The 23122-nt window shown below is 49.1% G+C and carries 20 protein-coding genes and 1 pseudogene; 15 read left to right on the top strand and 6 right to left on the bottom strand.

Annotated elements, in window-relative coordinates:
* Positions 1 to 100: 100 nt before the first annotated feature.
* The 6 genes from mnmA to BJJ97_RS14870 all read left to right on the top strand — a co-directional run bounded on the left by mnmA (position 101) and on the right by BJJ97_RS14870 (position 6987).
* Positions 101 to 1207, top strand: a complete 1107-nt coding sequence (gene mnmA / locus BJJ97_RS14895) for a tRNA 2-thiouridine(34) synthase MnmA (protein WP_010275749.1) — start codon at positions 101 to 103, stop codon at positions 1205 to 1207.
* A gap of 2 nt (positions 1208 to 1209) precedes the next feature.
* The gene (gene hflD / locus BJJ97_RS14890) at positions 1210 to 1848 is read left to right on the top strand and encodes a high frequency lysogenization protein HflD (protein ID WP_095994440.1); all 639 of its coding nucleotides are present in this window, start codon (positions 1210 to 1212) and stop codon (positions 1846 to 1848) included.
* Positions 1849 to 1976: 128 nt separating this feature from the next.
* Positions 1977 to 3347, top strand: coding sequence for an adenylosuccinate lyase (purB, locus tag BJJ97_RS14885; RefSeq protein ID WP_095994439.1), 1371 nt, complete (start codon positions 1977 to 1979; stop codon positions 3345 to 3347).
* Between the two features lie 242 nt (positions 3348 to 3589).
* Positions 3590 to 4279, top strand: a complete 690-nt coding sequence (phoP, locus tag BJJ97_RS14880; protein ID WP_095699328.1) for a two-component system response regulator PhoP — start codon at positions 3590 to 3592, stop codon at positions 4277 to 4279.
* Positions 4276 to 5730, top strand: coding sequence for a two-component system sensor histidine kinase PhoQ (gene phoQ, locus BJJ97_RS14875; protein WP_095994438.1), 1455 nt, complete (start codon positions 4276 to 4278; stop codon positions 5728 to 5730). Before phoP ends, phoQ begins: the two co-directional genes overlap by 4 nt.
* Positions 5731 to 5865: 135 nt before the next feature.
* Entirely contained in the window at positions 5866 to 6987 is a 1122-nt protein-coding gene (locus tag BJJ97_RS14870; protein ID WP_095994437.1) for a ribosomal protein uL16 3-hydroxylase, read from the top strand.
* Positions 6988 to 7065: 78 nt separating this feature from the next.
* On the opposite strand, the gene pepT is transcribed toward BJJ97_RS14870, so the two are convergent.
* Complete coding sequence (pepT, locus tag BJJ97_RS14865; protein ID WP_095994436.1) at positions 7066 to 8298, bottom strand: peptidase T; 1233 nt, start codon at positions 8296 to 8298, stop codon at positions 7066 to 7068.
* Positions 8299 to 8657: 359 nt separating this feature from the next.
* Between pepT and potA the strand changes: the two genes are divergently transcribed.
* The 4 genes from potA (at position 8658) to potD (ending at position 12523) form a co-directional block, all read left to right on the top strand.
* Positions 8658 to 9773, top strand: coding sequence for a spermidine/putrescine ABC transporter ATP-binding protein PotA (gene potA, locus BJJ97_RS14860; protein WP_095994435.1), 1116 nt, complete (start codon positions 8658 to 8660; stop codon positions 9771 to 9773).
* Positions 9757 to 10617, top strand: coding sequence for a spermidine/putrescine ABC transporter permease PotB (potB, locus tag BJJ97_RS14855; protein WP_095994434.1), 861 nt, complete (start codon positions 9757 to 9759; stop codon positions 10615 to 10617). Before potA ends, potB begins: the two co-directional genes overlap by 17 nt.
* Complete coding sequence (potC, locus tag BJJ97_RS14850; protein WP_095994433.1) at positions 10614 to 11390, top strand: spermidine/putrescine ABC transporter permease PotC; 777 nt, start codon at positions 10614 to 10616, stop codon at positions 11388 to 11390. Before potB ends, potC begins: the two co-directional genes overlap by 4 nt.
* A gap of 89 nt (positions 11391 to 11479) precedes the next feature.
* The gene (gene potD / locus BJJ97_RS14845) at positions 11480 to 12523 is read left to right on the top strand and encodes a spermidine/putrescine ABC transporter substrate-binding protein PotD (protein WP_039480050.1); all 1044 of its coding nucleotides are present in this window, start codon (positions 11480 to 11482) and stop codon (positions 12521 to 12523) included.
* Between the two features lie 133 nt (positions 12524 to 12656).
* Here the strand turns inward: potD and BJJ97_RS22315 are convergent, their stop codons facing one another.
* Positions 12657 to 12854, bottom strand: coding sequence for a methylated-DNA--[protein]-cysteine S-methyltransferase (locus tag BJJ97_RS22315; RefSeq protein WP_405083391.1), 198 nt, complete (start codon positions 12852 to 12854; stop codon positions 12657 to 12659).
* Here BJJ97_RS22315 and BJJ97_RS14835 point away from each other — a divergent pair.
* The 3 genes and pseudogenes from BJJ97_RS14835 to BJJ97_RS14825 form a co-directional block, all read left to right on the top strand.
* A pseudogene (locus BJJ97_RS14835) lies at positions 12834 to 13151 on the top strand (DNA primase); the annotation flags it as partial. The gene BJJ97_RS22315 and the pseudogene BJJ97_RS14835 sit on opposite strands and share 21 nt — an antisense overlap.
* 451 nt (positions 13152 to 13602) lie before the next feature.
* The gene (locus BJJ97_RS14830) at positions 13603 to 14526 is read left to right on the top strand and encodes a hypothetical protein (protein WP_095994432.1); all 924 of its coding nucleotides are present in this window, start codon (positions 13603 to 13605) and stop codon (positions 14524 to 14526) included.
* Positions 14508 to 15953, top strand: a complete 1446-nt coding sequence (locus BJJ97_RS14825) for a metallophosphoesterase family protein (RefSeq protein WP_157910783.1) — start codon at positions 14508 to 14510, stop codon at positions 15951 to 15953. Before BJJ97_RS14830 ends, BJJ97_RS14825 begins: the two co-directional genes overlap by 19 nt.
* 173 nt (positions 15954 to 16126) lie before the next feature.
* Here the strand turns inward: BJJ97_RS14825 and BJJ97_RS14820 are convergent.
* A protein-coding gene (locus tag BJJ97_RS14820; RefSeq protein ID WP_095994430.1) for an IS3 family transposase occupies positions 16127 to 17214 on the bottom strand; the annotation gives its coding sequence in 2 pieces (ribosomal slippage) (positions 16127 to 16962 and positions 16962 to 17214; 1089 coding nt in all).
* Between the two features lie 738 nt (positions 17215 to 17952).
* On the opposite strand from BJJ97_RS14820, the gene BJJ97_RS14810 reads away from it, so the two are divergent.
* Together BJJ97_RS14810 and BJJ97_RS14805 are read left to right on the top strand one after the other, a co-directional pair.
* Positions 17953 to 18585, top strand: a complete 633-nt coding sequence (locus BJJ97_RS14810) for a YbhB/YbcL family Raf kinase inhibitor-like protein (protein ID WP_095994428.1) — start codon at positions 17953 to 17955, stop codon at positions 18583 to 18585.
* Between the two features lie 44 nt (positions 18586 to 18629).
* On the top strand, positions 18630 to 19496 hold the full coding sequence (locus BJJ97_RS14805) for an AraC family transcriptional regulator (RefSeq protein WP_095994427.1): 867 nt from the start codon (positions 18630 to 18632) through the stop codon (positions 19494 to 19496).
* 155 nt (positions 19497 to 19651) lie between these two features.
* On the opposite strand, the gene prc is transcribed toward BJJ97_RS14805, so the two are convergent.
* The 3 genes from prc to BJJ97_RS14790 all read right to left on the bottom strand — a co-directional run bounded on the left by prc (position 19652) and on the right by BJJ97_RS14790 (position 23015).
* A complete protein-coding gene (gene prc, locus BJJ97_RS14800; RefSeq protein ID WP_095994426.1) occupies positions 19652 to 21661 on the bottom strand; it encodes a carboxy terminal-processing peptidase in 2010 nt (669 codons plus the stop codon).
* A 19-nt stretch (positions 21662 to 21680) separates the two neighbouring features.
* A complete protein-coding gene (gene proQ / locus BJJ97_RS14795; protein WP_095994425.1) occupies positions 21681 to 22424 on the bottom strand; it encodes an RNA chaperone ProQ in 744 nt (247 codons plus the stop codon).
* An 84-nt stretch (positions 22425 to 22508) separates the two neighbouring features.
* The gene (locus tag BJJ97_RS14790; protein WP_095994424.1) at positions 22509 to 23015 is read right to left on the bottom strand and encodes a GAF domain-containing protein; all 507 of its coding nucleotides are present in this window, start codon (positions 23013 to 23015) and stop codon (positions 22509 to 22511) included.
* Positions 23016 to 23122 lie beyond the last annotated feature (107 nt).

The raw sequence follows: 23122 nt of genomic DNA, 5'->3' as shown, positions 1-23122 counted from the left end.
CGCGGCAGGAATAGCGATGCAGCCCTCGGCTCAACATGCTAAAATATGCCGCTTGTTTTTCGCATCAATGCGTCAGTAAATTTCAGTTCGTGAGACTCCCATGTCAGATAACAGCCAGAAAAAAGTGATTGTCGGTATGTCCGGCGGTGTTGATTCCTCCGTTTCCGCTTACCTGTTACAGCAACAGGGCTATCATGTTGAAGGCCTGTTCATGAAGAACTGGGAAGAGGACGACGACACGGAATATTGCTCAGCGGCCACCGACCTTGCAGATGCGCAGGCCGTTTGCGACAAGCTGGGTATCGAATTACATACCGTCAACTTTGCCGCTGAATATTGGGACAACGTGTTTGAACTCTTCCTTGAAGAATACAAAGCGGGCCGTACCCCCAACCCCGATATCCTGTGCAATAAAGAAATCAAATTCAAAGCCTTCCTGGAATTCGCCGCCGAGGATCTCGGCGCGGACTATATCGCGACAGGCCACTATGTTCGTCGTCACGACGTTGACGGTAAGAGCCGTTTATTGCGCGGCATGGACGGCAACAAAGACCAGAGCTATTTTCTTTATACGCTGAGCCACGAGCAGATCGCACAGAGCCTGTTCCCAGTCGGTGAGCTGGAAAAGCCGCAGGTACGTAAAATTGCCGAAGAGTTGGAACTGGCAACCGCGAAGAAAAAAGACTCTACCGGTATTTGCTTCATCGGTGAGCGCAAATTCACCGATTTTCTGGCGCGCTACCTGCCCGCACAGCCGGGTCCAATTCTGTCCGTCGACGACAACAAACCGATGGGACAGCATCAGGGGTTGATGTACCACACGCTGGGGCAACGCAAAGGTCTGGGTATTGGCGGCGTCAAAGACGGCGGCGAAGATCCCTGGTACGTGGTGGATAAAGATGTCGCCAACAATATTCTGTATGTCGCGCAGGGTCACGAACACCCTCGCCTGATGTCGTACGGTTTAATCGCACAGCAGCTACACTGGGTCGATCGTCAGCCGCTCACCGCTGAATTACGTTGTACGGTGAAAACCCGTTATCGTCAGGCGGATATCCCCTGCACCGTCACGCCACTGGGCGACGATCGCATTACCGTGCGTTTTGATGAGCCTGTCGCAGCCGTGACTCCAGGCCAATCCGCCGTCTTTTATCTGGACGACGTTTGCCTTGGCGGCGGCATCATCGAAGAACGCTTACAGGAGTAACCGTGGCTAAGAATTATTATGAAATTACGCTGGCGTTAGCGGGCATTTGCCAATCGGCGTATGTAGTCCAGCAGTTGGCCCATACGGGTAGCTGTAATAACGATGTGCTACATACCGCGCTGAACAGCGTTTTGAATCTCAATCCGGCGTCCACGCTGGCCGTTTACGGTAATGACGAGCAAAACCTGAAAGTTGGGCTGGAAACGCTGTTAGGGATTCTGAATACCAGCAGCAATAAAGGCGCAGGTGCAGAATTATCGCGCTACGCTTTCAGCCTGATTGCGTTAGAGCGCAAGCTGAATGCCAAGTCTGCCGCGCTTGACGAATTGGGCAAACGCATCGGGCAGTTGGAGCGCCAACTGGAGCATTTCGAGTTGCTCTCCGAAACGATTGTGAGCGCGTTGGCTGCCATTTACGTGGATGTCATCAGTACCCTGGGGCCACGAATTCAGGTTACCGGTTCACCGGAAGTGCTGAAAAACAGCCAAGTGCAGGCTAAAGTACGCGCTGCACTGCTGGCCGGAATCCGCTCTGCTGTGCTCTGGCAGCAAATTGGCGGCGGACGCCTACAGCTGATGTTCTCACGCGGCAAGCTGGTTAAAGAAGCAAAACAGATATTGGCGCGTTGCCCAGCCGATTGATGGTATTCTTGCCGTTATGAGCGACGCTGGTGTGATTAACGCCAGCGTCACGAAATTGATTATTGTTAAAATTACTTGTCCTTATCAAAATTAATCGTTATTGAAACCAATCTCAGGAGTTGCTTGCGATGGAATTATCCTCACTGACCGCCGTTTCCCCTATTGATGGACGCTACGGCGATAAAGTCAGCACGTTGCGCACCATTTTCAGCGAATTCGGTTTGCTGAAATTCCGTGTGCAGGTTGAAGTACGTTGGCTGCAAAAACTGGCAGCCTGTGCAGAGATCCAGGAAGTTCCTGCATTTGACGCTGACGCAAACGCTTTCCTTGATAAAATTGTCGCTGAATTCAGTGAAGAAGATGCGTCCCGCATTAAAACGATCGAGCGTACGACCAACCACGACGTGAAAGCCGTTGAGTACTTCCTGAAAGAGAAAGTTGCCGCTATTCCAGCGCTGCACGCCGTCAACGAATTCATCCACTTCGCCTGTACTTCAGAAGACATCAACAACCTGTCTCATGCGCTGATGCTGGATACCGCTCGCCGCGATGTCATCCTGCCGCACTGGTGTCAAATCATTGATGCGCTGAAAACGCTGGCACAGGAATACCGCGATATTCCACTGCTTTCCCGGACACACGGCCAGCCCGCTACGCCATCCACCATCGGTAAAGAGTTCGCTAACGTGGCTTACCGTATGGATCGCCAATATCGCCAGCTGCAACAGGTTGAGATTTTGGGCAAGATTAATGGTGCCGTCGGTAACTATAACGCCCATCTGGCAGCCTACCCGGAAGTGGACTGGCACCAGTTCAGCGAAAGTTTTGTTACCTCGCTGGGCATCAACTGGAACCCGTACACCACGCAGATCGAACCGCACGATTACATCGCCGAGCTGTTTGACTGCATCGCGCGTTTCAACACGATTTTGATCGACTTTGACCGTGACATTTGGGGCTACATCGCCCTGAATCACTTCAAGCAGAAGACGATTGCTGGCGAAATTGGTTCCTCCACCATGCCGCATAAAGTTAACCCGATTGACTTCGAAAACTCGGAAGGCAACCTGGGTCTGGCGAATGCCGTTCTGGGACATCTGGCTAGCAAACTGCCGGTTTCCCGTTGGCAGCGTGACCTCACTGACTCTACCGTACTGCGTAATCTGGGTGTCGGCGTGGGCTATGCGCTGATTGCGTATCAAGCCACGATGAAAGGCATCAGCAAACTGGAAGTGAACCGCGATCGTCTTGCTGACGAACTGGATCACAACTGGGAAGTGTTGGCTGAGCCGATCCAAACCGTGATGCGTCGCTACGGAATTGAAAAGCCGTACGAGAAGCTGAAAGAGCTGACGCGCGGCAAGCGTGTTGATGCTGTCGGTATTCAGGAGTTTATCGATGGTTTGGAATTGCCAGAAGCGGAAAAAACGCGCCTGAAGGCGATGACACCAGCCAACTATATCGGCCGTGCTATCGCGATGGTCGATGACCTGAAATAACCGTTCTCAAACCTGATCGCAATCTCTCTCTGGCGGGCGCCCTGCCCGCCAGTTTTCCATAAAACCAACCATTTCCAGCCTGTTTATACCCGGTTTATTCTCCCTGTGGATAATTTAACAAATAAAATAAATAACGTTCTCTGCGTATAATGTTGATACGCGGGGGCGACATACGTGAAAGATAGAGTGCATCAAGGTATTTTGATAAATATGATTCTATCTATTCGACAGAGGATATAGCGATGCGAATTCTGGTCGTTGAAGATAATGTATTATTGCGCCACCACTTAACCGTTCAGATGAACGAAATGGGGCATCAGGTTGACGCAGCGTCTGATGCCAAAGAAGCAGATTATTTTCTGCATGAGAATATGCCGGACATCGCCATTGTCGACCTCGGGTTGCCCGATGAAGATGGCATGAGCATGATTCGTCGCTGGCGCGCCCATCAGGTCAAGCTCCCGATACTGGTGCTGACCGCCCGTGAAGGCTGGCAGGACAAAGTTGCAGTGCTGCAAGCAGGGGCAGACGACTACGTGACCAAACCGTTCCATATGGAAGAAGTCGTGGCGCGGTTGCAGGCACTGATGCGGCGCAACAGCGGTTTGGCATCGCAAATCATCAGCCTGCCGCCCTTTGAGATCGATTTGTCGCGCCGCGAGTTGATGATCCACGATACCCCGATCAAGCTGACCGCGTTTGAATACACGATTATCGAGACATTGATTCGCAACAAAGGCAAAGTCGTCAGCAAAGAGTCGCTAATGTTGCAGTTGTATCCCGATGCAGAACTGCGGGAAAGTCATACCATCGACGTGTTGATGGGGCGATTACGCAAGAAAATTCAGCAGGCAGAAGCCCCGGATGTGATCACTACCGTGCGCGGACAAGGATATCGTTTTGATATTGATACCCCCTCAGGCTCAGCATGAGCGATAAGAAGCAGCCCTTTTCGCTTCGTATTCGTTTTTTACTCGCGACAGCGGCCATCGTGCTGGCGCTGTCGCTCGCCTATGGCGTCGTCGCCATTATCGGGTACAGCGTCAACTTTGATAAAACCTCATTCCGTTTGCTACGCGGCGAAAGTAACCTCTACTACAGCCTTGCGCAGTGGCGCGATAACCAGCTGAATATCGTCACGCCACCCGACGTTGACATCAATTTTCCCACGCTGGTGTTGATATACGACGAGCATGGCCACATGCTCTGGCGCGAAAAACACGTTCCCGAGCTAGAAGCGCTAATCAATCCGGAGTGGCTGAACAAAACAGCCTATCACGAGTTAGATACCGACACCGATACCAGCAGCGCGGTACTAACAGGCAATACCTTACTACTGAGCAGCCTGCGGGCGCTGAACGGCGCGCATAGCAATGCGTTAACGCACTCCATCGCCGTGAACGTTTACCCCAAGACCGAACATCTCCCTTCCATCACGATTGTTGTAGTCGATCGCATCCCGCAGGAGCTCCAGCAGGAAGACGTGGTGTGGGAATGGTTCAGCTATGTGTTGATCGCCAACCTTCTGCTGGTGCTTCCCCTGCTTTGGCTGGGCGCGCACTGGAGTCTGCGCCCTATTCAGCATCTGGTAAAACAGATCGCCGAGCTGGAAAAAGGCACGCGCGATCAGTTGGATGAAAACCCGCCGCGCGAATTGTTCAGTCTGGTGAAAAACCTGAATATCCTGCTGAATAACGAACGTCAGCGCTACCATAAATACCGCACAACGCTCACCGATCTCACTCACAGTTTGAAAACGCCGCTGGCGGTTTTACAGACCACGTTACGTGCGCTGCGAACTGGCAAAGAGATCACTATTGATCAGGCTGAGCCTATTATGCTGTCGCAGATCAGCCGCATCTCGCAGCAGATTGGTTACTACCTGCATCGCGCCAGCGTGCGCTCTGAACACAATCTACTGATACGCGAAGTGCACTCGGTTCCGGCGCTGCTGGATGGTCTGTGTTCCGCGTTAAATAAGGTGTATCAGCGTAAGGGTGTGGTGTTGACGCTCGATATTCCGCCCGAGTTGACCTTTGTCGGTGAGAAGAATGATTTCATGGAAGTGCTGGGCAATATTCTTGATAACGCCTGTAAGTACTGTCTGGAATTCGTCGAAATTAGCGTGCAATACTCCGATCACAAACTGCACCTGATTATCGATGACGACGGCCCCGGCATCCACGAAAGCAAGCGCGAAATGATTTTCCTGCGTGGGCAACGCGCCGACCGTATGCGCCCTGGTCAAGGTATTGGCCTTGCCGTTGCCGTCGAAATTATCGAACAGTATCAGGGTGAGATCCTCATCAGCGACAGCGCACTGGGCGGTGCCCGAGTCGAAGCTATTTTCTCCCGCCAAAACCTGAGCCAGAATGAGGGGTGAAAGGCAGTACAGCGCGCGATGCTTCCGCTATACTTATCGCCAAAATACTGATTGTTTTAAAATACTGATTATTTCACGGAAAATCATATCTTCAAGAACAGTCATTTCCTCAAAAACAAGTTTCTGGAAAACGGTATGGACTATCAGCTCAATCTCGACTGGCAGGATTTTTTAGCGAACTACTGGCAAAAACGTCCGCTCCTGATTAAAGGCGGTTTCACGCATTTTATCGACCCGATATCACCTGACGAGCTCGCTGGTCTGGCGTTAGAAAACGAGGTAGATAGCCGTCTGGTCAGCCATCAGAATGGACGCTGGCAGGTCAGCCACGGTCCTTTCGAGAGCTACGATCACCTGGGGGAAAGTAACTGGTCGCTGTTGGTGCAGGCCGTCGATCACTGGCATGAGCCCTCTTCTGCCTTGATGCAGCCCTTTCGACAACTGCCGGACTGGCGCACCGATGATTTGATGATTTCATTTTCCGTTCCCGGCGGTGGCGTAGGGCCACATCTGGATCAGTATGATGTTTTCATCATTCAGGGAACGGGACGCCGCCGCTGGCGCATCGGTGAAAAAATACCGATGAAGCAGCACTGTCCGCATCCTGACCTGCTTCAGGTCGATCCGTTTGACGCGATTATCGATGAGGAACTGGAACCGGGCGATATCATCTATATTCCACCGGGTTTCCCGCACGAAGGCTATTCGCTTGAAAACTCGCTGAACTACTCAGTGGGTTTCCGAGCGCCGAATGCTCGCGAGCTGGTCAGCGGCTTTGCGGATTATGTGCTTTCCCGCGAACTCGGCAGCTATCGCTACAGCGACCCTGATGTTCCATCCCGCGATCATATCGCCAGCGTACTGCCGCAAGAACTGGATGCGCTGCAAAAAATGATGCTGGAGCTGGTGCAGCAACCGGAGCATTTCCAAAACTGGTTTGGCGAATTTATTTCCCAGTCCCGTCACGAGCTCGATCTCTCACCGCCGGAGCCACCTTATCAGGCTGGCGAAGTGTATGAATATCTGCAACAGGGTGAACCGCTGCGTCGTTTAGGCGGTCTGCGGGTTATCTGCGTTGGCGATAGCTGCTTCGTTAACGGGGAAAAAGTGAACAGTACGCACAAGGCAGCGCTGTTTGCGCTGGCTGAGCATCCTGCTATTGGTGCAGAACAACTGGGCGATGCGCTGGAAGATCCCTCTTTCCTCGCACAGCTCACCGTTCTGATTAACAGCGGTTACTGGTACTTCGCGGATTAAGACCCATCTTGAATACGGGTTAGTACAACGATAAGGCGGGAATATCCCGCCTTATTCATCTCTGCAAAATGGAAACACTTACGGCTTCGCGCGCAGCGCCGTCAATTCGGCAATGCGCATAATCACAGACACCGCCTTTTCCATGCCTTCCAGCGTGACAAATTCATGTTTGCCATGATAGTTGTAGCCGCCGGTAAACAGATTCGGGCACGGTAGCCCTTGAAATGACAGGTGTGCGCCGTCGGTGCCGCCGCGAATCGGCTTCATATTCGGCTCAATGTCGCAATCCCGCATCGCCTGCTGCGCCAACGCAATAATGTGCGGATGCTGCTCAACCTGCTCACGCATGTTGTAATAGGTATCGGTAATCGTGACTTCAATGTAGCAATCCGGGTGCAGCCCCGCGCCGACTTTTTCCGCAATATCCAGCATCGTCTGTTTACGCTGTTCAAAGCCGTTGCGGTCAAAATCGCGGACGATGTAATGCAAATCTGCGCGTTCCACAGAGCCTTTCATGGTGTGAAGATGATAGAACCCCTGATAGCCGTCCGTCTGCTCCGGCGATTGATTCTCCGGCACATGCTGGTGATAGCGAGAGGCCAATGTCAGCGCATTCACCATCACGCCTTTGGCGCTACCGGGATGCACGTTATTGCCCACGATTTTCACCTGAACCGATGCGGCATTAAAATTCTCATATTCCAGCTCACCGACACCGCCGCCGTCCACGGTATAAGCCCACTGTGCGTTAAACGCGTTGACATCAAAAAATTGCGCACCCTTGCCAATTTCTTCATCAGGCGTAAACGCAATACGAATATCGCCGTGCGGTAACTGGCTTTTCTTCAAACGCACCAGCGCGGTAATAATTTCCGCAATCCCCGCTTTATCGTCCGCTCCCAGCAGCGTTTTGCCGTCGGTAGTAATCAGCGTGTGTCCCAGTAGCTGGTGTAACACCGGAAACATCACGGGTGACAGCACTTCATCCCCCACGCCCAAGGCAATATCGCCGCCGCGGTAGTTTTCCAGAATCTGCGGATTAACATTCTTGCCGCTAAAATCCGGTGACGTATCCATATGTGAAATGAAGCCAATAGCCGGAACGGGCCAGGCAACGTTTGCCGGAAGCGTCGCCATCAGGCAACCCTGTTTGCTCAACGCCACTTGCTCAAATCCCAGTTCGAGCAGCTCCTGCTGCAACGCACGCGCCAGTTTCAACTGACCGTCGGTGCTCGGCACTTGCCGAACGCCGGATTTAGACTGTGTATCGAACGAAACGTAATTCAAAAATCTGTCGAGTAATCTATCCATCTTATTTATACCCCCTGAACCCTGAAAGGCATTATGGATAGGGCTCCCACGGTAAATATTGCGTCAGGTCAGTTTTTTTCCGATTTAACAAACCGGCAGACCAGAATTCAGGCCAAAAAGCAGTGACCACGTCACGAAGAATGCCCAAATCAGGTAACAATCGGGAAACATACTCCCTCATTCATTGGCTTAATCGCCACCAATCGGCAGTAAGTGGGTCACACAAGTTGGCGTCAGGCAGTGTTTCCCGTAAAATGCCGCCCTTAACTGCGCACGCTAGCTGAAAGGTGATAACCCTTGGTACGATCGCAACGGACATACCGTTGGTCGGCCAAATCAGGACATAGAGCTATACCTTAATGAAAGAAAACTCCCTGACTGTGCCGGTCGTTGAATTGCTCAACGTCCATAAAGGCTTTGATGGCAAAGACATCATTTCGCATTTTAATCTCACCATTAATAACGGTGAGTTTCTGACGATCCTCGGGCCATCCGGCTGCGGCAAAACCACCGTACTGCGACTGATTGCCGGTCTGGAAACGGTCGATAGCGGCAACGTCATGCTGGAAAAGCAGGACATCACCCACCAGCCCGCCGAACAGCGACACGTTAATACCGTATTTCAAAGCTACGCCCTGTTTCCTCATCTCAGCGTGTTTGAGAACGTGGCATTCGGCCTGCGTATGCAGAAAACACCCGCAGCAGAGATTACGCCACGCGTGATTGAAGCACTGAAAATGGTGCAGTTAGAAGAGCTGGCGCAGCGTCGCCCACATCAATTATCCGGTGGCCAGCAACAGCGTGTTGCCATCGCCCGCGCTGTCGTCAATCAGCCGAAGGTTCTATTGCTGGATGAATCCCTGTCCGCGCTCGATTATAAGCTGCGCAAGCAAATGCAGAACGAACTAAAGGCGCTGCAACGCAAGCTGGGTATCACCTTTATTTTCGTCACGCACGATCAGGAAGAAGCACTGACCATGTCTGACCGTATCGTCGTGATGCGCGATGGACGCATCGAGCAAGACGGCACGCCGCGTGAAATCTACGAAGAGCCAAAAAACCTGTTCGTCGCCAGCTTTATCGGTGAAATCAATATCTTTGATGCCGTGGTGCTGGAGCAGTTGGACGAACAGCGGGTGCGTGCTCAGGTCGAAGGCCACGAATGCGTTATTACCGTCAGCTTTCCGGTCAACGTCGGGCAACACCTCAACGTACTGCTACGGCCGGAAGATTTACGCGTCGAAGAGCTTGGCGACGGCATGCAGGCGGAGGGCATGGTGGGCTACGTGCGCGAGCGCAACTATAAAGGCATGACGCTGGAATCCAACATTGAGCTGGAAAACGGCAAGATGGTCATGGTCAGCGAGTTCTTTAACGAAGACGATCCCGACTTCGACCATTCACTCAACCAGAAAGTAGACGTCACCTGGGTGGAAAGTTGGGAGGTAGTCCTGCACGATGAAGAAGTCGCGTAAACGCTTTCAAAACATCATTATCACACTCATCGTTTCCTGGCTGGTGCTGTTTGTTTTCCTGCCCAACCTGATGATCATCGGAACCAGTTTCCTGACGCGCGATGACACTCATTTCGTCAGCCTGGTCTTTACGCTGGAAAACTATACGCGGCTGGCCGATCCACTTTATGCCTCTGTGCTGCTGCATTCGCTGAACATGGCTGTTATCGCCACGCTTTGCTGTCTGCTGTGGGGCTACCCGTTCGCCTTTATTCTGGCGCGCTTACCGAAAAAAATTCAGCCCCTGATGCTGTTTCTGCTGATTGTGCCGTTTTGGACTAACTCGCTGATCCGCATTTACGGCCTGAAAATCTTTCTGAGTACACGCGGCCATCTGAATGAATTTCTACTCTGGACGGGTCTTATCGATACGCCGATCCGGATTATGTACACCTCCGAAGCGGTGATTCTCGGCCTGATTTATATCCTGTTGCCGTTCATGGTGCTACCGCTTTACTCCAGCATTGAGAAGCTCGATAAATCCTACCTCGAAGCCGCCCGCGATCTGGGGGCGAATAAATGGCAAACCTTCATTCGCGTCGTCATCCCGCTGACCATGCCGGGGATTATCGCCGGCTGCCTGCTGGTGCTGCTGCCTGCAATGGGCTTGTTCTTCGTTGCCGATCTGATGGGCGGCGCCAAGAATTTGCTGATCGGTAACGTTATTAAAAGCCAGTTCCTCAATATCCGCGACTGGCCATTTGGTGCTGCCACCAGCATCTGCCTGACGCTAGTCATGGGCGTACTGCTATTTATCTATTACCGCACAGCCCGCCTGCTGAATAAAAAGGGAGAGCTGGAATGACCGGACGCTTAATCCGCGGTGGATTTATGTCCATCATTTACGCTTATCTGTATATCCCGATCATCATTCTGATCGTGAATTCATTTAATCAGGCGCGTTTCGGCATCAACTGGCAGGGATTTACGTTGGACTGGTATCGGCTGCTGATAAACAACGACAGCCTGCTTCAGGCCGCACAGCACTCACTGACGATGGCCGTTTTCTCTGCAACATTCGCCACGCTGATTGGCTCCCTGACGGCCGTCGCGCTGTATCGTTACCGTTTTCGCGGCAAGCCTTTTGTCGGCGGCATGCTGTTCGTGGTGATGATGTCGCCGGATATCGTGATGGCGATCTCACTGCTGGTGCTCTTCATGCTGCTGGGCATCTCGCTCGGATTCTGGTCGCTGCTGTTTTCCCATATCACGTTCTGCCTGCCGTTTGTGGTAGTGACGGTCTATTCACGCCTGAAAGGCTTTGATGTGCGGATGTTGGAAGCCGCGCGCGATTTAGGGGCCAGCGAAGTGATTATTCTGCGTAAAATCATTCTTCCGCTGGCTATGCCGGCAGTAGCCGCCAGTTGGCTGCTCAGCTTTACGCTGTCGATGGATGACGTAGTGGTGTCCTCGTTTGTCACCGGACCCGAGTATGAGATTCTGCCGTTGAAGATTTATTCAATGGTGAAGGTCGGCGTTTCCCCGGAAGTTAATGCGCTGGCAACGATTTTACTCATTCTGTCGCTGGTGCTGGTGCTCAGTAGCCAGCTGATTTTACGCGACCGCACCGGAAAGTAAGGTGGCGGCTCGCGCGATGAATACCGTTATTTTCATATCTGCTGATATCAGTGGGTATTTCCTTTGGGACCTGTAAGGAGGTAAACATAATGAAAAAGTGGCCACACCTACTGGCAGCCTGCGCGATGGCGTTTGGCATCAGCACCGCCAACGCCGACGATGGCAAAACGCTCTATTTCTATAACTGGACCGAATACGTGCCGCCGGGCCTGTTGGAACAGTTCACTAAAGAAACGGGCATCAAGGTGATTTACTCCACCTATGAATCCAACGAGAGTATGTACGCCAAGCTGAAAACCTATAAGGATGGCGCTTACGACTTGGTCGTACCTTCAACTTATTTCATCTCTAAGATGAGCAAAGAAGGCATGCTGCAAAAGATCGATACCAGCAAGCTCAGCAACTTCCATAATCTCGACCCAAATCTGCTGCACAAATCTTTCGATCCGAACAACGACTACTCCATTCCCTATATCTGGGGCGCAACGGCGATTGGCATTAATCATGAAATGATTGACCCTGCCAGCGTTACCCGTTGGGCCGACCTGTGGGATACAAAGTACAAAAACAGCCTGCTGCTGACGGATGACGCGCGTGAGGTGTTCCAAATCGCTCTGCGTAAACTGGGCTACTCTGCAAATACCACCGATCCTAAAGAGATTGAGGCGGCCTATAAAGAACTGCAGGCTCTGATGCCGAACGTGCTGACGTTCAACTCAGACAACCCCGGCAACCCGTTCATCGAAGGTGAAGTTAATCTGGGTATGGTGTGGAATGGTTCTGCCTACGTGGCGCGTCAGGCTGGTACTCCGCTGGATGTCATTTGGCCCAAAGAAGGCGGCATCTTCTGGATGGACAGTCTGGCGATTCCGGCCAATGCCAAAAACGTTGACGGTGCGATGAAGCTGATCGACTTCCTGCTGCGCCCGGAAGTCGCGGCACAGGTCGCGGAAACTATCGGTTATCCAACGCCAAATCTGGCGGCGAAAAAATTACTGCCGCCAGAAGTTTCAGGGGACAAAACGCTGTACCCAGATGATGAAACTATCGCGAAAGGCGAGTGGCAGAACGATGTCGGCAGCGCCAGCACGCTGTATGAAACCTATTTCCAGCAGCTAAAAGCGGGTCGTTAATCGCGAGATATCGTGTCACTCGATAGCAATGCTGCTTCTTTATCCGATCGGGTAAGACGATCATTATCATAAAGCAGTCCCTTTGATAGGGACGCTCATATTTACGGTGTTCACACCCTCCAGTTCAAGTAACTTAATTTTTTGCGATACCCCCAGCATACCCAGTCAAACTGTTATTGGTACCGATTACCCGATGGCAGGGAATGATAATAGATATTGGGTTGTGACCCACCGCCCCACCGGTAGCCTGAGCTGAAATGCTGGTTTTACCCATAACAGCCGCAACATCTCTGGCTACCGTTACGTATGTGACATATTCACCATAGTGCATCAACTGATGCTGCGGTTCAACCAGCCGTAGGAAGCCCGCGCGCAGCTTCAGTCACAGCAGAATTCAGGTGAAGCGATGCGCATTAAGCGCGACGCCGATCCGATGGTGGACTTCTGCGGCAATCTGCTTTCAACCGCTGAGCCGACCGGCCTGCACATGGGTAACACCAGCATACTGCGCGAGTACGGGCTGAACTACCTTCAGCGGCGCACGAAGTCAGGTATACAGACCAATCTCGATCTGACGGACGACAGCAACGCCGACTGGCTGCCAAAGTGTGACGAACCGGCAGCGTGAACCAGCGAAAGCCGGTTTTTTTACGATCATGCGTCACCGCTGGTGAAGAATATCAGTCATCCCTCATCATTAACAATCACGTAATGCACTGTTTAAATTGAATAAAAATGAAAGATGGGCAGTGTAAAGAATTGTTTGATAAATTTTTAACAGAGTTTACTGTAAGGTCGGTAGCTTAAAATAGCTTACTTTTCAACTTCACTCTTACTAACATCAGTGCTATAAAAGAGTGATTTTTTAATGTTAAACTCACTAAAAAGAAGCATCGGGTTAACTACTTATATATGTATCCCAAGAAAATCATTCAAATTAGAGGACTAAAACTTTATTATTTTCATCCAAAAATTGAAATATTCTTGATTTAAAAATCGATATCAGAATTAGAAATTAAATATCATAAAATCATGTCTCATTTTTATTAGACTTATACTTTTCACATTAAGGAATAATTGTGATAACCATAAGACCAAATCCACATCCTCTTGATTATGACTGGAGGTTTTCTGATAAAACAGCTGAAAGGCTTGTCGAATACTGTGCTGACGGGAAAACGCTCTCTGTAGGAGTGCCAACTGTTGCAGCAATACTCTCAGAAAAGGGAAAGGAGGTGGTTTTAGTTGATAGCCATCCGGTACAGGACTTAAAAAATCATATACTGATAGATATTAACTTCTCAGAACCACTTAAAGATAGCTACAACTTTGTTGTAATGGATCCCCCGTGGTATTTAGACGTCTACTACAGATGGTTGTCGTGGGCCGCAATTTCAGCTGGAATTGGGGCTAAAATATTCCTATCTATATGGCCTGACAACACACGACCTTTAGCTATTTCAGAAAAAAAAGAGTTGTTTGAATGGGTACTAAAATGGGCAGATATTGAATATTTTGAAAGTTCACTTGATTATGAAACACCTTTATTTGAGAAAATGTCAAACTTTAAAAATAAGCACCTGCAAACGAGAAAAGGAGATCTTGTAATAATCACCATAAATAGTACCCCTGCATTAAAAAAAATCACTCCTAATGAGTCTAAATGGATAAGATATTTATTCAACGATTATCAAATCGCCGTTAAGTGCGATGAAAACAATAATGAGATTGGGTCTATAAAATTAGATAAATTAGATCAAGCAAATGGCTGGATTTGGCCATCTGTTAGCAAAAGAGTGAAAGGTAGAGAGCTTATACAACTATGGAGCTCCGAAAATGAAGTAGGCCAATTAGATAATCCAAATGCTCTAATAAAATTATTGGATCAGCTTATAGAAACTGATGACCTTAACAAGATTTATGAAAAAATAACTAATCTAAAAGAATGGGACATCCCCTCTCCACCTTATTCAAGGAAGTTAAAATGGAAACAGGAATTTTAATCTTAAGATTTAGAGATACTACTGATGGTATAGACACAATAGAAGAACATCAATCTATCATTGATAATTGTGGCGCTGTTTGGTGGGGGTGGTGGAAGCAAGAAAAAGAGATCCTTTCTGATATTGAGTTAGAGTATTTGGATACATACAAACATGATTATATTTTCTTAATCAATCGCGATCTCAATAAGATATATAAAGCTACAGTTTCTAGGGTTATACATAATCAAGCAAGTGAACTTAATTTATCACAAGTACCAAGCTATTATAGTCAAAAGTCGAAAGAAATTAACACTTGGTTCCTCATAAAAAATTTAAAAATATTTCCTAGATACAATTTAGATTTTGATGAAGCATTTGCAAAAAGTGGAAACCCAACATATCTTTTTTTAGAAGAAGGTAATAAAAATAAAAACAATCATAAGGATATGATCAATAACAGAATTGAGTTAAATAAAAATCATATATTGGTTATTTCAGACTTACACTTTGGAGAAAACTATGGATTCTGTTATGAAAGTGAAATTAATAAATTCGGACAGACTAAATCTTCACTAACAAGATCAATAATGAAAGACTTAGGTGAGCTTGGTATAGCCGATAAGTTCTCACTACTACTGATTACCGGTGATTTAACAACTAAAGGGGATTGGAACACACCTCATAGTTTAAAAATAAAGGATGAGATCCATAGCCTCTGTAATGCTCTTAACATAGAACACGATAAGATATTAGCCTTACCAGGTAATCATGACATGGTCAGATACCACGCTGATTCTAGTGAGAATATTATCAATCAAGTTGATAAAAGATTTGAGAGAGATTATAGAATATTTATTGAAGAATTATCAGGTAGATCTTGGCGAGAGAACTTATCTTACAATGCACACTTTAAAATTAAAGACATTGATAAAAATCTAGATATAACCATTTTGAACTCGTGTGGAATAGTAAGCACATCGGAATGGACAGAGTACGGCTATGTCGGGCAAGAAGGAATTGATGCAATAAATAATCTGTCAAGTAATGACAAGGAGACTTTTAGGATGCTAGCACTGCATCATCATCTTCTTCCGGTAAACGATATTGACATTTTAAATAAGAAAGGAATTTCTTTGACTGTAGATTCGTTAAGGATTATGAAATCAGCGATTTCAAAAAATATAAAACTAGTTATGCATGGACATCAGCATATTTTTAATATGTCAAACTACACACAATATGAAAGAAGCAATTTTAATAGCGGAAAGTCTTTAAGAATTATATCAAACGGTAGTGTTAGCGTAGATCAGCAACAACGGATGAATGGCGAGCGCAATAGTTATTCTATTGTGGAGGTTACAGATAGTGGGCTTAACGTAATTGTGCGTGAATTAGTTCATGGTTCCCACAATGGCGTGACCATTATGAAGACATTTATTAATTAATACTCTCAAATGTGGTCGTAGTCCCATACGATCACATTTTAATTGTATATGAAAGCGTATAAAAACACAGATAGATAAAAATAACACATACATTTCAATGAAAAAATTAAAACTATAGACTCTTCTTAGGAGTTACGGTAATCCCCCATTTTTAGCGGAGGTGATAAGTAGAATCAGGTTATGCGTTGAATATGCTGCATCGGTGTGTAGCCATTCAACGCCATATTCGGACGTTCGTTATTATAAAACCATTGCCACTGAGTAGCATAATTCTGCAATTCATCCAGTAATGTAAATAGGTATTGCCCCAGCCAGTCATAACGCACCGTCCGGTTATATCGTTCAATATAGGCATTCTGCTGAGGTTTGCCGGGCTGAATAAAACGAAGGGTTATATTCTGATGAACCGCCCATGACATCAGCATCTTCCCCGTATATTCCGGCCCGTTATCACACCGTATTGCCGTCGGTTTTCCTTTCCACTCAATGAGTTGTTCCAGCGTTCTGATTACCCGACTGGCGGGCAGGGAAAAATCCACCTCAATTGCCAGCGCTTCACGATTAAAGTCATCAATAACATTCAGCAAACGGACTGAACGACCATCCGATAGCTGATCATGCATGAAGTCCATCGACCAGCATTCGTTTCTGTTTTCAGGCACCGCCAGCGGTTCAGGTTTATCCCGTTTCAGTCGTTTTTTCGGTTTGATTCGCATGTTCAGCGACAACTCGCAATAAATCCGGTACACCCTTTTGTGGTTGAACCTGAAGCCTTTGACATTACGCAGGTACAAAAAACACAGACCAAATCCCCAGTTGCGCTGACTGTCAGTGATGCGGAGCAGCCAGTCAGCAATGAGGTCATTTTCTTCATTCAGATGAGGCTGATAGCGATAACAGCTTTCGCTGACAACAAACAACTGGCAGGCAAAACGCACACTGACGTTTCGGTTTCTGACCGCGTCCTGTGCCATCTGCTTTCGACGCGATGGCATCACCACTTTTTTGCCATGGCCTCCTGAATGATTTCGGCTTTGAGCCGTTCTTCAGCATACATTTTTTTGAGGCGACGGTTTTCGTCTTCCAGTTCTTTCAGACGGGTCATCATGGAGGCGTCCATACCGCCAAAGCGAGAACGCCACTTATAGAAACTGGCATTGCTCATACCATGCTCGCGGCACAGTTCGGCCACAGGTGTTCCGGCCTCGGCTTGCTTCAGGATAGACATGATCTGGCTGTCAGTAAAACGTGATTTTTTCATAGAGATCTCCCCAGTTCAGATTACGAGAAAATTCTACTTATAAACACACCGCTTTTTCGGGGGATTACCTTACGGATCTCATTGTTGGTGGATTTATCACACAATATTGTGTTGATTTATCTGTTAGACGGGCAGTGGCATTGGGATTTGATGTGAAGCTAATCTCTGATAACCATTCGACTTGTGACGATAGCGGATTGTCCTATGAGAAAATAGTTTTACACCATAATAATATACTTACCGTTTTGAAATTGAATGGACATGGAATTTCTCTACAATCATCTGATTCTATTATTCTTTCACTGAAACCAAATAAACTACGAAGTACCGAATAACTTCACACCGTCGTTTGTGGTGGAAGCCTGTGGTATGAAAATGCTGGATCACATCCATGTCATCGGGATAACACATTTCGCACAGTGACGGGCCAGACTCCTTCATGTTTTTCATGGGTTGTCTGACATTCATGATGATGAGTGACGTAGTCCACGTGTTAACACTTGTTGGTGGCTTGAATGCTCGTTTAGCGTATCCGAATCACCACTCGACGGGTTTGTCAGCCCCCCTGCTTTTCCCTATCTGACGTCATTTTTTTAACATCATTTAACGAGTCTTCATACCTAAACCCCTCAAATTGACCGCTAAAAGCATTATCCTGACGGCATTAGGAAAATAATTACGCACAGCTTCTTCTATAATGACTCAACACTCATCAGAATCACGATAAGGAGCTCCACCATGCTGCAACTCTCCAGCCACAGTTTTCAGGACGGCGAAACTATCCCAGGCGAATTTGCCTTTGCCGTACCGAATGCAACTAGCCACATTACGCTGTCTTCTAACCACAATCCCCATCTTGCCTGGCACGGCGCGCCCGAAGGGACACAGTCTTTCGTATTGATCTGCCACGATCCAGATGTACCCAGCCGCGGTGACGATGTGAATCAGGAAGGTCGCGAAGTTAGCGCCTCTCTGCCACGAGTCGATTTCTACCATTGGTTATTGCTGGACATTCCAGCCAGCATCAATGAAATTCCTGCCGCCTCACATTCCAGCGGTATCACACCGCGTGGGAAAGCAGGCCCGGATGCACCGGCAGGACTCCGACACGGCATCAATGATTACACGGGTTGGTTCGCCACGGACGAGCAGATGAAAGGCACCTATTATGGCTATGATGGTCCTTGCCCACCGTGGAATGATGCGATTGTCCATCATTACATCTTCACACTTTACGCCCTCGCGACGCCTGCTTTAACGATAGAAGGTGAACTTAACGGAGCGAATGTCCGCGCTGCGCTGGCTAACGCACCGGTATTGGCAGAAGCAACACTCACCGGGCTATATACGCTGAATCCCGCATTATTGTGATAATAATAAGTTATGACAATGACTTGTTATAAGAATGACTGGCTATGAGCGTGACCACTTTACGCCCTGCTTCTCCGTCTCTCATTGTAGAGGCGGACTGGCGATTGCCATCAGGCCAGCCGCTACAGCGGTATGGCCTGTGCGCGCTAGCTCAGCCCCACTTGCGTACGCCACAGCGGACAACGCGTTTCCATTTCTATGAGGCAACGCTTCTGCTGGTTCTCTCTGGTCGATTAACCATTTTTGAACAGAACGAAACGACGGTTTTCGACACGCCATCTCAGCTTTGCCTGATTACGCCTGACGCAAGCGCCGATCTGGCGAAAACGCCCGGCGGCCATGACTCCGCTTTCCGGTCGATCTTTCTGACGTTTTCATCCACGCTTCTGGCGCGGTTTTATCATCGCTATCCTGATGAATTTCCCGCTACGCATCATCCCCGCCCCTTCACTACTCTCGCGCTGGATAACGATCTCTCCTGCACATTGCAGTATCTGGTTGAAGGGATCACGGGCAACACACTTAATGAATCACGTCTCGAACTGCGGCTGATGGATATGCTGCTGGCACTGTCGGAACGGGGATGTCGTTTTGGCGCACCGCCACAGCCCGGCGTTACCGCTCAGTTACGTGCACTTATCAGCGAAGAGCCAGAACACCACTGGACCGCACAGTCTGCGGGTCGCCTGCTGGCGATGAGCGAGGCCACGCTGCGCCGGAGGCTATCCGCCGAGCAGACGCGTTTTGAAGTGCTGTTGCTGGAGACGCGAATGCAACACGCGATGATGCTGGTACAGACGACGTCATGGAGTATGCAGCGTCTGGCCGAAGCCTGCGGGTATAAATCCTCAGCACGTTTTTCCGAACGGTTTAAAACCCGTTTTGGCTGTTCACCAACCAAGATTCGTTAGCCCGTCATTGACGGTGCAGTGCTGTCATTCTGTAGCGTTCAACAACGAACATATCCAAAAACAACGATTAGGTTCAAAAAAAAGCGCCCTGTCGGATAAACCCACAAGGCGCTTGATGATCTCAGATGATCAGAACGATTTTAGCGTATTACTCTTTACTCTTCCTGTGCCAAATCGTTAGCGATTTTCACCGTTTCATCCAGATAAGGATCGGGTGCCTGGTAGTCCTTCGGCAGATCTTCCAGCGATTTGAGCGGTTTTTTACCTTCTCTCGTCAGTCGATCGTTAATCCGCTTCAGACGCATCGCTTCATCATCGTCATTCTCTTTCTCGCGCTGGGCAAGATTGAGCGACACAATGTTACGCTTATCCTTCAGCGCGTTGTAGCGGGCAATATCTTGCGCGACATACTGGAACTCAGGATCTTTGGCGATACGCTCCTGATGATGTTCATTCAGTTTGCTAATCAGTGCCTTCAGATCGTTGCTCTTCGTGTAGTTAGCCGCTTTGATGCTGTCCCACGGTAGCGCGTTATCTTCAAATTTCTCACCGGTATCTACCGTTTCCGTGCCGGTTGGCATCATCACGTCAGGCGTCACGCCTTTCATCTGAGTACTGCCGCCGTCAATACGATAGAACTTCTGAATCGTATATTGCACGGAACCCAGCGCTGGCCAGTCAGGACGCAGCATCTGATCGTAAATCCGATTCAGCGAGCGATACTGCTGCACGGTGCCTTTACCAAACGTCGGTTCACCCACGATCAAGGCGCGGCCATAATCCTGCATTGCCGCCGCGAAGATCTCGGAAGCGGAAGCACTGAAGCGATCTACCAGCACCACCAGCGGGCCTTTGTAATACACAATGCCGTCGGTGTCGCTGTCTTCGCGCACTTTGCCATTATTATCGCGCACCTGAACCACTGGGCCGCCGGGAATAAACAGACCGGAAAGCCCTACCGCTTCCGTCAGCGCACCGCCGCCGTTAGTACGTAAGTCAATCACAATGCTGCTGACGTTCTGTTTTTCCAGCTTCTGGAGTTGAACCTTCACGTCATCTGTCAGGCCGACATAGAAACCAGGGATGTCCAGTACGCCGACTTTATCCTTGCCGACCGTCTTGACGGACATCTTAACCGCGCGGTCTTCAAGGCGAATACGTTCACGCGTCAGCGTAACCATGCGGGTTTTCGTCCCTTTGCCAGCAGGCAGGATTTCCAGACGGACCTTGCTGCCTTTCGGGCCTTTAATCAGCGCAACGACATCATCCAGACGCCAGCCGATAACATCCACCATTGGTTTACCGCTTTGGCCTACGCCAACCACACGGTCACCGACGGTGATGTTCTTGCTTTTCGCTGCCGGACCGCCTGGCACCATGGAATTAATCATGGTGTAGTCGTCGTCCATCTGCAGCACCGCGCCAATCCCTTCGAGCGACAGGCTCATTTCGGTATTGAATTGCTCGGTGTTACGCGGTGACAGGTAGCTGGTATGCGGGTCAATTTCACGCGCAAAGGCGTTCATGACGAGTTGGAAAACATCTTCGCTGTTGCTCTGTGCCAGACGGCGAATGGCAAACTGGTAACGCTTGGTCAGCGTCTCTTTGATGTCTTTATCATCTTTACCGGTCAGCTTCAGGCTGAGCCAGTCATATTTTACCTTGGCATCCCACAGGCGGTTAAGTTCGTCCGCGTTCTGCGGCCAAGGGGCTTTGCTGCGATCGAGCTCAAACGTATCATTGCCCGTCAGATCGACCGGTTTATCCAGCAGCGACAATGCATATTGAAAACGCTCAAACCGACGCTTCTGCGCCAGATTGTACAACGCGTACGGAATATCCAGTTGACCGGATTTCAGCGCGTCGCCCAACTGGGCTTTTTGCCCGGAAAATTGTGCCACATCAGAGGCCAACAGCACATTGTGGCTGTAGTCCAGCATATTGAGGTAGCGGTTAAAAATTTTCTCAGAGAACTGCGCATCCAGCATAAACTGGCGATAGTGCGAACGCAGGAAACGTGAGGCCACCCTGTCGCTAACGGTAGCATGTTGAGGCTCCTGATGTAGCTGAGGAATCTGTTCAACACGCGTAATGTTTTCATTTGCAAAACTAGAGCCCGCCAGCAGTAAGCCTGCGATGGCGGTTATTTTGACTAAGTTGTTCATGCCCAGGTTGGCCTCCGTATCAGAACTGCAAGTGTTCTGCGCGTACAATCATTGCCAATCCAGAAGCCAATTGTACTCTGACTTCGCCTTTGGCAATTTCAAGCACGGTGGCGTCCATGGCGTCTTTGCCGGCTCTGACTTTGATTTCCTGACCGATTTGCAGTTTGGAAACATCCGTAACCGCGACCCGTTGACGCTCATTACTGGCAGGCTTTGCCTGACGAGATTGAGCATTCGCGGATTGCTGAGAAGAAGGCTGCGATTGGCCGGAAGAAGGCTGACGTGGATTACGCGGTGCGTTGTTTCGAGATGCATTGTTTGAAGCATCGCGGCGCGGCGCACGTTTCTGAGCGGGACGAGGCGTACGCGCTGCTTCTGCCGATTCTCCGGCTGCTTCACGTTTTTTCGCCTGTTGCTCAGCACGCTGAGCCTGAACTCGCGCTTTTGCTTCTTCCAACTGCTTACGAGCATGATCGACATGCTGCTGTTCCAACTCACCGCATGGATTACCATCTAGATCCACACGTTGGGCACCCAATTTTACACCGTACAGATACCGCCAGCTTGAGGTATAAAGACGCAGCGCAGAGCGTAATTGCGTCTTACTGACGTTATCGGACTCCGGCACACGCTCAACAAGATCCTGAAAAATACCGATCTTTAACGGACGAGTTTCACCTTCAGTGGTGAAACAAAGCGGGAACCGCTCTGCCAAAAAGGCAATGACTTCTTTACTACTGTTCAACTTAGGTTGATTTTCCATGAAATTTCCTGATTACAACGGGTTTGCCAACCGGCGCAGGCATGAACAGGCGTCATTATAATGACGCCATCGGCAATTGCCACGTTAACCTTGCTTCAACGTGAGAGAATTGATGAATGTCATCACATCGCTCGCTTCCAGTTGAGCACAAAGTACGCTCACCACGGCCTTCAGCCCTTCTTCATCATCTGCGTCAAAACGCTGATAAAGGGTACTGTCAATATCCAGAACGCCAATCGGTTGCCCGTTAACGACAAGCGGTAGCACAATTTCAGCATTACTCGCGGCATCACAGGCGATATGACCAGGGAACGCATGGACATCATCCACGCGCTGAATGCGATTTTCAGCTATCGCTGCACCGCATACACCTTTGCCAACCGGAATACGCACACAGGCAACCTTGCCCTGAAATGGTCCCAGGAAAAGCGTGTCGTTATCCAACAGGTAAAACCCTGCCCAATTAACCCCATCCAAACGCTCAAACAGCAGCGCACTACTGTTTGATAAAATCGTAATAAAACGGTTTTCATCCGCGATAAGCGATGACATATCGCGAATGAGATCCTGATAAAATTCTTGTTTATTCATGCTTGTTTATTCATAAAGTATATTGTTGTCTTTTCAAAACAGTGCGAACAGTTTCCACACAGACTGCACTAGCATCGGTTACAGAATGCCATAAGATTCGCGCCTTC

The organism is Pectobacterium polaris (assembly GCF_002307355.1).
Classification (GTDB): Bacteria; Pseudomonadota; Gammaproteobacteria; order Enterobacterales; family Enterobacteriaceae; genus Pectobacterium; species Pectobacterium polare.
Note: the sequence above shows the minus strand (reverse complement) of the source record. Positions and strands in the feature narration are given on the sequence as shown.